Source organism: Streptomyces sp. CA-251247 (assembly GCF_050952975.1).
Taxonomy (GTDB): Bacteria; Actinomycetota; Actinomycetes; order Streptomycetales; family Streptomycetaceae; genus Streptomyces; species Streptomyces achmelvichensis.
Genome location: NZ_CP191861.1, coordinates 6,019,942 through 6,031,411, shown reverse-complemented (window position 1 = coordinate 6,031,411; position 11,470 = coordinate 6,019,942). Strand labels below are relative to the sequence as shown.

Below are 11,470 nucleotides of genomic sequence, written 5' to 3'. Positions count from 1 at the left end.
GCCCGGACGCAGTACTACCACCGGGCACCGGGAGGGGCAGGCCGATCATGGCAGAGCCGGGCGTCGAGACGCGTACGAGGAGTTCTGTGATCACCGCGCGGGCGGCTGCCACCTTCGACCCTGTCGGGCGGTCCGTCGCGACCGCCCGGGCCTTCGTGCGGGACACACTCCACGGGTGGGGGTTCTCGGACGTCGTCGACGACGCGGTCGTGCTCACCAGCGAGCTCGTCACCAACGCCGTCATCCATGCCGGCACGGCGGCCGACGTCCTGTGTCTGCGCTCGGACGACGGTGTACGGGTCGAGGTCGCCGACCGCTACCCGGAGCGCGAGGTCCCGATCCAGGGCACCGGTCTCTCCCTCGGCAGCCCCGATCGCGAGAACGGCCGCGGACTGCTGCTGTGCGCGGCGCTGGCGTCCCGCTGGGGCGTCGAGTACTCCCCCACGTTCAAGCAGGTCTGGTTCCAACTCGACCTCCCCCAGCGCCCGGTGGGCACCCGCTCCGCGGGACCCGTCCTGCCGACCCCGCTCCTCCCGGTCGCCGACGAACGCGTCCGCGTGGCCGTCACACAGATCGACAGAAGCGGCGCGATCTCCGTCTGGAACGACGACGCCGAGCACCTCTTCGGATACGCGGCCGACCAGGTCATCGGCAAGCCGCTCACGGACTTCGCCGCCTGGCCGCACACCCCCGGCATCGGCACGGGCATCGCCGAAGCGCTCCAGCTCTCCCGCTGGGAGGGCAGCTACGGCATCCGCGGCACCGACGGCCGAGTCCTCCCCGTCTACGCCTCACACCTGCGCGTGCGGGACACCAACGGCGAACCCTCCACCGTCTGTCTGCTCGTCAGGGACGACGAACGGGCCGTGCTCCAGAGCCCGCAGCGCGCCCCCGTGACCGACACGGGCACCGACAGCCACACCACCGACCCGTTCGAGGTCTTCATCGGCTCCCCGGCGCCCGACGACCTCGACGGCCTCCTCCAGCGCACGGTGGAGCGCGCCCGGGACATGCTCGACGGTGACGCGGCCTTCCTGCTGCTGGCCACCGACGACGAGACCGAGCTGGAAGTACGGGCCAGCACCGGGCTCCCCTCCGCACGCCAGCGCTTCGCCCGCGTGCCCGTCGAGGCCGGCACCGGACGCTACGGGTCAGCGCGGATGCCCGCGGTGCACGAGGACCTCACCGTGGTGCCGGGCGCCGTCCCGCTCCTCAACTCGACGGGCATGCGCTCCGTCGTCACCGTCCCGCTGAAGGTCGAGGGCCGCCTCACCGGATCGCTGGGCGTCGCCGCGGAAGCATCGGGCCGGTACTCCAACGAGGAGGCCCTGCGCCTGCAGTTCGCCGCCGACCGCATCGCGCTGGCCGTGGAGTCCGCCCGTCTCGGCGAGCTCGAACGACTGCGCCGCGGTTCCCTCTCCTTCCTCGTCGAGGCGTCCGACCTGCTCGCCGGCACCCTCGACCGGGACCAGACACTGGCGCTCATGGCGCAGATGACCGTGCCGACGCTGGCCACCTGGTGCGCCGTCTACACGATCGCCGACCAGGCCTCGGACCCGTACCTCAGTTACGTGCTCCACGAGGACGAGGAGCGCATCGACGGCCTCAAGGCGCTCCTCTCGAAGATCGCGCCCCCTGACCCGGTGCCCACCCCCGGCGCACGCGTGTGGACCGCACCCGCCGAAGCGGCCCAGCAGGCGGCGCTGCTCACCTCCAAGCGCGAACTCGGCATCGGCTCCGCCCCACCGGTCTCCTCCGGCATCGGCACCACGCTCGCCACGGCAGCCGCCGTGGGCGGGGAGACGGTCGTACTGCCCCTGGTGGCGCGCAACCGCGTCATCGGCATGCTGACCCTCGGCAAGCCGTCCGACGACCACTTCCGCCAGGAGATCCTGGAACTCGCCGAGGACCTCTCGCGCCGGGCCGCCCTGGCCCTCGACAACGCGCGGCTGTACTCGGAGCGCGTGGCCATCAGCCAGTCCCTCCAGCGCAGCCTGCTGCCGCCGGAGTTGCCGCACATCCCGGGCGTCGAGGTGGAGGTCATCTACCGCGCGGCCGGCGAAGGCAACGAGGTCGGCGGCGACTTCTACGACCTCTTCCCGATCCGCGACGGCGCGTACGGCTTCGCCATCGGCGACGTCTGCGGTACGGGCCCGGAGGCCGCGGCGGTCACCGGCCTCGCCCGGCACGCTCTGCGCCTGCTGGCCAGGGAGGGCTTCGGCGGCCCCGCGGTCCTGGAGCGCCTCAACGCCGCGATCCTCGACGAGGGCGCCCGCAGCCGCTTCCTCACCCTCCTCTACGGGGAGTTGTGGCCGCAGGAGGACGGCAGCGCCGTCCTCAAGGTCGTCTGCGCCGGCCATCCGCTCCCGCTGCGCCTGCGCCAGGACGGCACCGTCGAACCGGCGGCCGAACCGCAGCCCCTGCTCGGTGTCATGGACGACCTCGAGCTGTACGAGCAGATGGTCACCCTCGACCCGGGCGACGTCCTGCTCTGCGTCACGGACGGCGTCACCGAACGGCGCGAGGGCACGCGCATGCTGGGCGACGAGGGCCTCACCGATGTGCTGACCACCTGCACCGGACTGACGGCGGGCGCGGTGGCGGCCCGCGTGCTGCGAGCCGTGGAACGCTTCGCCGCAGAGCCGGCCTCGGACGACATGGCCATCCTCGCGATGCGCGTACCGGAGCCTCAGCACTCCTGAACAGCAAGAAGGCCCCCGCCACTTGGCGGGGGCCTTCTTCGTACGAGCCCCAATACGGAATCGAACCGTAGACCTTCTCCTTACCATGGAGACGCTCTACCGACTGAGCTATTGGGGCCTGCTGCGCTGCGGCAACGGGATAGATCATACCCCGAACCGAGGCGTGGTTCGAACCACCGGGGCCACAGGATCTCCGTCTCTGTCGGCGATCGGTCGTGAACGCAAAAATGCCTCAACCCCCGGACATGGTCCAGGGGTTGAGGCTAAAAATTGTTCGGCGGCGTCCTACTCTCCCACAGGGTCCCCCCTGCAGTACCATCGGCGCTGAAAGGCTTAGCTTCCGGGTTCGGAATGTAACCGGGCGTTTCCCTAACGCAATGACCACCGAAACACTATGAAGATATCGACCCGGAACCCACACAGACGGGGGTTCGACAGTTCGTTACTTCAGAACTAACACAGTGGACGCGAGCAACTGAGGACAAGCCCTCGGCCTATTAGTACCGGTCAACTCCACCCATTACTGGGCTTCCATATCCGGCCTATCAACCCAGTCGTCTACTGGGAGCCTTACCCTCTCAAGGAGGTGGGAATACTCATCTCGAAGCAGGCTTCCCGCTTAGATGCTTTCAGCGGTTATCCCTCCCGAACGTAGCCAACCAGCCATGCCCTTGGCAGGACAACTGGCACACCAGAGGTTCGTCCGTCCCGGTCCTCTCGTACTAGGGACAGCCCTTCTCAATATTCCTACGCGCACAGCGGATAGGGACCGAACTGTCTCACGACGTTCTAAACCCAGCTCGCGTACCGCTTTAATGGGCGAACAGCCCAACCCTTGGGACCGACTCCAGCCCCAGGATGCGACGAGCCGACATCGAGGTGCCAAACCATCCCGTCGATATGGACTCTTGGGGAAGATCAGCCTGTTATCCCCGGGGTACCTTTTATCCGTTGAGCGACGGCGCTTCCACAAGCCACCGCCGGATCACTAGTCCCGACTTTCGTCCCTGCTCGACCCGTCGGTCTCACAGTCAAGCTCCCTTGTGCACTTACACTCAACACCTGATTGCCAACCAGGCTGAGGGAACCTTTGGGCGCCTCCGTTACTTTTTGGGAGGCAACCGCCCCAGTTAAACTACCCATCAGACACTGTCCCTGATCCGGATCACGGACCCAGGTTAGACATCCAGCACGACCAGAGTGGTATTTCAACGATGACTCCACAACCACTGGCGTGGCCGCTTCACAGTCTCCCACCTATCCTACACAAGCCGAACCGAACACCAATATCAAACTGTAGTAAAGGTCCCGGGGTCTTTCCGTCCTGCTGCGCGAAACGAGCATCTTTACTCGTAGTGCAATTTCACCGGGCCTATGGTTGAGACAGTCGAGAAGTCGTTACGCCATTCGTGCAGGTCGGAACTTACCCGACAAGGAATTTCGCTACCTTAGGATGGTTATAGTTACCACCGCCGTTTACTGGCGCTTAAGTTCTCAGCTTCGCACGCCCGAAAGCGTACTAACCGGTCCCCTTAACGTTCCAGCACCGGGCAGGCGTCAGTCCGTATACATCGCCTTACGGCTTCGCACGGACCTGTGTTTTTAGTAAACAGTCGCTTCTCGCTGGTCTCTGCGGCCACCCCCAGCTCGAGGAGCAAGTCCTCTCACCAGTGATGGCCCCCCTTCTCCCGAAGTTACGGGGGCATTTTGCCGAGTTCCTTAACCATAGTTCACCCGAACGCCTCGGTATTCTCTACCTGACCACCTGAGTCGGTTTAGGGTACGGGCCGCCATGAAACTCGCTAGAGGCTTTTCTCGACAGCATAGGATCATCCACTTCACCACAATCGGCTCGGCATCAGGTCTCAGCCTTCATGTGTGACGGATTTGCCTATCACACGGCCTACACCCTTACCCCGGGACAACCACCGCCCGGGCTGGACTACCTTCCTGCGTCACCCCATCGCTTACCTACTACCACCTTGGATCGCCGGCTCCACCACTTTCCATTCCCCGAAGGGTCCGGAACGGCTTCACGGGCTTAGCATTAATGGGCTCGATATTGGGCGTTTCAAAGCGGGTACCGGAATATCAACCGGTTGTCCATCGACTACGCCTGTCGGCCTCGCCTTAGGTCCCGACTTACCCTGGGCAGATCAGCTTGACCCAGGAACCCTTAGTCAATCGGCGCACACGTTTCTCACGTGTGTATCGCTACTCATGCCTGCATTCTCACTCGTGAACCGTCCACCACTGCCTTCCGGCGCGGCTTCACCCGGCACACGACGCTCCCCTACCCATCCCAGCAGGCGTTGGCCCTATATGCTGGAATGACACGACTTCGGCGGTACGCTTGAGCCCCGCTACATTGTCGGCGCGGAATCACTTGACCAGTGAGCTATTACGCACTCTTTCAAGGGTGGCTGCTTCTAAGCCAACCTCCTGGTTGTCTCTGCGACTCCACATCCTTTCCCACTTAGCGTACGCTTAGGGGCCTTAGTCGATGCTCTGGGCTGTTTCCCTCTCGACCATGGAGCTTATCCCCCACAGTCTCACTGCCGTGCTCTCACTTACCGGCATTCGGAGTTTGGCTAAGGTCAGTAACCCGGTAGGGCCCATCGCCTATCCAGTGCTCTACCTCCGGCAAGAAACACACGACGCTGCACCTAAATGCATTTCGGGGAGAACCAGCTATCACGGAGTTTGATTGGCCTTTCACCCCTAACCACAGGTCATCCCCCAGGTTTTCAACCCTGGTGGGTTCGGTCCTCCACGACCTCTTACAGCCGCTTCAACCTGCCCATGGCTAGATCACTCCGCTTCGGGTCTTGAGCGCGCTACTATGTCGCCCTATTCGGACTCGCTTTCGCTACGGCTTCCCCACACGGGTTAACCTCGCAACACACCGCAAACTCGCAGGCTCATTCTTCAAAAGGCACGCAGTCACGACGCAAGGAACAAGTTCCTTGCGCGACGCTCCCACGGCTTGTAGGCACACGGTTTCAGGTACTATTTCACTCCGCTCCCGCGGTACTTTTCACCATTCCCTCACGGTACTATCCGCTATCGGTCACCAGGGAATATTTAGGCTTAACGGGTGGTCCCGCCAGATTCACACGGGATTTCTCGGGCCCCGTGCTACTTGGGTGTCTCTTAAACGAGCCGCATGAATTTCAGCTACGGGGGTCTTACCCTCTACGCCGGACCTTTCGCATGTCCTTCGCCTATCCATACGGTTTCTGACTCGTCTCACCGCCGGCAGACGATGATAAAGAGATCCCACAACCCCGCATGCGCAACCCCTGCCGGGTATCACACGCATACGGTTTGGCCTCATCCGGTTTCGCTCGCCACTACTCCCGGAATCACGGTTGTTTTCTCTTCCTGAGGGTACTGAGATGTTTCACTTCCCCTCGTTCCCTCCACACTGCCTATGTGTTCAGCAGCGGGTGACAGCCCATGACGACTGCCGGGTTTCCCCATTCGGAAACCCCCGGATCAAAGCCTGGTTGACGACTCCCCGGGGACTATCGTGGCCTCCCACGTCCTTCATCGGTTCCTGGTGCCAAGGCATCCACCGTGCGCCCTTAAAAACTTGGCCACAGATGCTCGCGTCCACTGTGCAGTTCTCAAGCAACGACCAGCCACCCACCACCCCGCTGAAAACAGCGAGTTCACTGGGGCCGGCATCGCGAAGGACGAGCTCACGCTCGCACCCTCAGACACCCAACAGCGCGCCCGGCACGACCAGCCTGGAGTCACGTTCCACACTCCGAAGAGCAGTACTAGTGATCCCTGCGGATCGTGCCGAATAGTCAACGTTCCACCCATGAGCAACCAGCACCGGACATTCGCCGATGTACTGGCCTCTGACCTGATCCGAAGATCCGGTAAGAAGTGCTCCTTAGAAAGGAGGTGATCCAGCCGCACCTTCCGGTACGGCTACCTTGTTACGACTTCGTCCCAATCGCCAGTCCCACCTTCGACAGCTCCCTCCCACAAGGGGTTGGGCCACCGGCTTCGGGTGTTACCGACTTTCGTGACGTGACGGGCGGTGTGTACAAGGCCCGGGAACGTATTCACCGCAGCAATGCTGATCTGCGATTACTAGCAACTCCGACTTCATGGGGTCGAGTTGCAGACCCCAATCCGAACTGAGACCGGCTTTTTGAGATTCGCTCCGCCTCGCGGCATCGCAGCTCATTGTACCGGCCATTGTAGCACGTGTGCAGCCCAAGACATAAGGGGCATGATGACTTGACGTCGTCCCCACCTTCCTCCGAGTTGACCCCGGCAGTCTCCTGTGAGTCCCCATCACCCCGAAGGGCATGCTGGCAACACAGAACAAGGGTTGCGCTCGTTGCGGGACTTAACCCAACATCTCACGACACGAGCTGACGACAGCCATGCACCACCTGTCACCCGACCACAAGGGGGGCACCATCTCTGATGCTTTCCGGGCGATGTCAAGCCTTGGTAAGGTTCTTCGCGTTGCGTCGAATTAAGCCACATGCTCCGCTGCTTGTGCGGGCCCCCGTCAATTCCTTTGAGTTTTAGCCTTGCGGCCGTACTCCCCAGGCGGGGAACTTAATGCGTTAGCTGCGGCACCGACGACGTGGAATGTCGCCAACACCTAGTTCCCAACGTTTACGGCGTGGACTACCAGGGTATCTAATCCTGTTCGCTCCCCACGCTTTCGCTCCTCAGCGTCAGTAATGGCCCAGAGATCCGCCTTCGCCACCGGTGTTCCTCCTGATATCTGCGCATTTCACCGCTACACCAGGAATTCCGATCTCCCCTACCACACTCTAGCTAGCCCGTATCGAATGCAGACCCGGGGTTAAGCCCCGGGCTTTCACATCCGACGTGACAAGCCGCCTACGAGCTCTTTACGCCCAATAATTCCGGACAACGCTTGCGCCCTACGTATTACCGCGGCTGCTGGCACGTAGTTAGCCGGCGCTTCTTCTGCAGGTACCGTCACTTTCGCTTCTTCCCTGCTGAAAGAGGTTTACAACCCGAAGGCAGTCATCCCTCACGCGGCGTCGCTGCATCAGGCTTTCGCCCATTGTGCAATATTCCCCACTGCTGCCTCCCGTAGGAGTCTGGGCCGTGTCTCAGTCCCAGTGTGGCCGGTCGCCCTCTCAGGCCGGCTACCCGTCGTCGCCTTGGTAGGCCATCACCCCACCAACAAGCTGATAGGCCGCGGGCTCATCCTTCACCGCCGGAGCTTTCAACCCCTCCCCATGCAGGAAGGAGTGTTATCCGGTATTAGACCCCGTTTCCAGGGCTTGTCCCAGAGTGAAGGGCAGATTGCCCACGTGTTACTCACCCGTTCGCCACTAATCCACCCCGAAAGGCTTCATCGTTCGACTTGCATGTGTTAAGCACGCCGCCAGCGTTCGTCCTGAGCCAGGATCAAACTCTCCATGAATGTTTTCCCGTAATCGGGATGAACACCACAAGAGCGGAACAGTCGATCGGAATAAGACCGACTGTCCACAGCGTCCTCGCTGTGTCATTGCCTACCAACCCCTAAAGGGGCCAGCAGGACTTTCAAAGGAACCTCGCCATCCGAAGATGGACGGGGTATCAACATATCTGGCGTTGACTTTTGGCACGCTGTTGAGTTCTCAAGGAACGGACGCTTCCTTTGTACTCACCCTCTCGGGCTTTCCTCCGGGCGCTTCCCTTCGGTCTTGCGTTTCCAACCCTACCAGATTCTTTTTCCGTTCCGTTTCCGGTGGAGTGTGAATCCGATGGCCGATTGGAGTGGCCTTTTGCCTTTCGGCTGCACCGACTTTATCAGAGATTCTGAGTCGGAATTTCCCTCCCGTTCAGGTCACTGCTTCGAGCGCGTAAGCACATCGAGTTCCCTGCGGGCGGAGACGTAAACGTACTGGAGCGGAGCGCCCCGATGCAAATCGAGGGGCTCCGCTCCGAGAACAGCGACGTCAGAGGGTCAGACCTCGACGACGACGGGGAGGATCATCGGCCGGCGACGGTAGGTGTCGGACACCCACTTGCCCACCGTGCGGCGTACCAACTGCTGGAGTTGGTGCGGTTCGGCGACGCCGTCGGCGCCTGCCTTGGCGATCGCGTCCTCGATCTTCGGGATGACCGCGTTGAAGGCCGAGTCCTCGATTCCGGAACCGCGCGCGTGCAGGTTCGGGCCGCCGACGACCTTGCCCGTCGTGGAGTCGACCACGACGAAGACCGAGATGATGCCCTCGTCTCCGAGGATGCGACGGTCCTTCAGGGACGCTTCGGTGACATCGCCGACCGAGAGACCGTCGACGTACACATAGCCCGCCTGGACCTTGCCGACGATCCTGGCCTTGCCGTCGACGAGGTCGACGACGACTCCGTCCTCGGCGATGACGATGCGCTCCTTGGGAACGCCCGTCTGTGCACCGAGTTCGGCATTGGCCCGCAGATGGCGCCATTCACCGTGGACCGGCATCAGGTTCTTCGGCCGGCAGATGTTGTAGAAGTACAGCAGCTCGCCCGCCGAGGCGTGACCCGATACATGGACCTTGGCGTTGCCCTTGTGGACGACGTTCGCGCCCCACCGGCTCAGGCCGTTGATCACGCGATAGACCGCGTTCTCGTTGCCGGGGATGAGCGACGACGCCAGGATCACCGTGTCGCCCTGGACGATCCGGATCTGGTGGTCGCGGTTGGCCATGCGGGACAGGGCCGCCATGGGTTCGCCCTGCGAGCCCGTACAGACGAGGACGATCTCGTGGTCCGGCAGGTCGTCGAGCGTCTTGACGTCCACGACGAGTCCGGCCGGGACCTTCAGATAGCCGAGGTCACGGGCGATGCCCATGTTGCGGACCATCGAGCGCCCGACGAAGGCGACACGCCTTCCGTATTCGTGGGCGGCGTCGAGGATCTGCTGGATGCGGTGCACATGACTGGCGAAGCTCGCGACGATGATGCGCTTCTGGGCGTTCGCGAAGACCGTGCGCAGCACGTTGGAGATGTCCCGCTCCGGCGGGACGAATCCGGGGACCTCGGCGTTCGTCGAGTCGGACAGCAGAAGGTCGATGCCTTCCTCGCTGAGCCGGGCGAAGGCGTGCAGGTCGGTCAGCCGGCCGTCGAGCGGCAGCTGGTCCATCTTGAAGTCGCCGGTGTGGACGGCCATGCCCGCGGGGGTGCGGATGGCGACGGCCAGGGCGTCCGGGATGGAGTGGTTGACCGCGATGAATTCGCAGTCGAACGGGCCGATGCGCTCGCGGTGGCCTTCGCTCACTTCCAGCGTGTACGGCCGGATGCGGTGTTCCTGGAGCTTCGCCTCGATCAGGGCGAGGGTCAGCTTCGACCCGATGAGCGGGATGTCCGCCTTCAGGCGCAGCAGATAGGGGACGCCACCGATGTGGTCCTCGTGGCCGTGCGTGAGCACGATGCCGTCGATGTCGTCGAGGCGGTCCCGGAGGGTGGTGAAGTCCGGAAGGATGAGGTCGATTCCGGGCTGTTCCTCCTCGGGGAAGAGGACGCCGCAGTCGACGATGAGCAGTCGGCCCTCGTATTCGAAAACCGTCATGTTGCGGCCGATCTCGCCGAGACCGCCGAGCGGGGTGACGCGCAGGCCGCCCTTCGGGAGCTTCGGCGGGGCGCCGAGTTCGGGATGCGGATGACTCAAAAGACTCTCCTCACCACGTACGCCACGTACCGCTGGGGCACGTGGCGTACATGTCATTCGTGCACTTGCTGTTGTCTGTCCGACCGCGGATGGCCGGTTATTCCTGCTTATTCAGTTGTGAAGTCGGTGGTCAGAGCTGTACCCCGCCGGCCGCCAGGTCGATCTTGAGCTGGGCGGTTTCCTGCGGGGACAGCTCGACGAGCGGGAGCCTGAGCGGCCCGGCGGGGAGGCCCTGAAGGGTCAGCGCCGCCTTGGTGGTGATGACGCCCTGGGTGCGGAACATGCCGGTGAAGACCGGAAGCAGCCGCTGGTGGATCTCGGTGGCCTTCTGGACGTCACCGCCGGCATGGGCGTCGACGAGGGCGCGGAGCTCCGGGGTGACGACATGGCCGACGACGGAGACGAATCCGATGGCGCCGACCGAGAGCAGCGGGAGGTTCAGCATGTCGTCGCCGGAGTACCAGGCGAGGCCGCTGCGGGCGATGGCCCAGCTGGCGCGGCCGAGGTCTCCCTTGGCGTCCTTGTTGGCGACGATACGCGGGTGCTCGGACAGACGCACCAGGGTTTCCGTGTCGATGGGGACACCGCTGCGGCCCGGGATGTCGTAGAGCATGACGGGCAGTTCCGTCGAGTCGGCGATGGCTGCGAAGTGACGCAACAGGCCCTCCTGCGGGGGCTTGTTGTAGTACGGCGTCACCGCGAGAAGGCCGTGCGCGCCGGCCCGTTCGGCCGCGCGGGCGAGTTCGATGCTGTGGCGGGTGTCGTTGGTGCCGACTCCGGCCACGACATGGGCCCGGTCTCCGACCGCTTCCAGTACGGCTCGTACGAGCTGGTCTTTCTCCGCGTTGCTGGTGGTCGGCGACTCACCGGTGGTGCCGTTGATGACCAGGCCGTCGTTGCCTGCGTCCACCAGGTGGGCCGCCAGGTGCTGAGCACCGGCGAGGTCAAGTGCGCCGTCAGCCGTGAACGGCGTGACCATGGCGGTGAGGACCCTGCCGAAGGGGGTCTGCGGAGTGGAGATCGGAGCCATGGGTAACACGCTACTCGCTGCTCAGCACGGTGTGTCCCCTCGGGGCACGTGACGTACGACGTGACATGAGGAGCCCGGCACTGCCTGCTC

Annotated in this window: 3 protein-coding genes, 1 tRNA gene and 3 rRNA genes; 1 reads left to right on the top strand and 6 read right to left on the bottom strand. The window is 63.3% G+C overall.

Annotated features, from left to right (window positions below; genetic code table 11):
- Positions 1-47: 47 nt before the first annotated feature.
- Positions 48-2,702, top strand: a complete 2,655-nt coding sequence (locus ACQPWZ_RS26845; protein WP_340475772.1) for a SpoIIE family protein phosphatase — start codon at positions 48-50, stop codon at positions 2,700-2,702.
- Positions 2,703-2,747: 45 nt separating this feature from the next.
- On the opposite strand, the gene ACQPWZ_RS26840 is transcribed toward ACQPWZ_RS26845, so the two are convergent.
- The 6 genes from ACQPWZ_RS26840 to dapA all read right to left on the bottom strand — a co-directional run bounded on the left by ACQPWZ_RS26840 (position 2,748) and on the right by dapA (position 11,380).
- Positions 2,748-2,820, bottom strand: a tRNA-Thr gene (locus ACQPWZ_RS26840).
- A gap of 154 nt (positions 2,821-2,974) precedes the next feature.
- Positions 2,975-3,091, bottom strand: a 5S ribosomal RNA gene (gene rrf, locus ACQPWZ_RS26835).
- 88 nt (positions 3,092-3,179) lie between these two features.
- Positions 3,180-6,303 (bottom strand): 23S ribosomal RNA (locus ACQPWZ_RS26830).
- A 307-nt stretch (positions 6,304-6,610) separates the two neighbouring features.
- A 16S ribosomal RNA gene (locus ACQPWZ_RS26825) occupies positions 6,611-8,136 on the bottom strand.
- Together the 16S, 23S and 5S rRNA genes with 1 tRNA gene alongside form the textbook arrangement of a ribosomal RNA operon.
- Before the next feature lie 528 nt (positions 8,137-8,664).
- Positions 8,665-10,350, bottom strand: coding sequence for a ribonuclease J (locus ACQPWZ_RS26820; RefSeq protein WP_356706193.1), 1,686 nt, complete (start codon positions 10,348-10,350; stop codon positions 8,665-8,667).
- Positions 10,351-10,480: 130 nt separating this feature from the next.
- Positions 10,481-11,380 carry a 4-hydroxy-tetrahydrodipicolinate synthase gene (gene dapA, locus ACQPWZ_RS26815; RefSeq protein WP_433572569.1) on the bottom strand — a complete coding sequence of 300 codons (900 nt, stop codon included), beginning with the start codon at positions 11,378-11,380 and terminating at the stop codon, positions 10,481-10,483.
- Between the last annotated feature and the right edge of the window lie 90 nt (positions 11,381-11,470).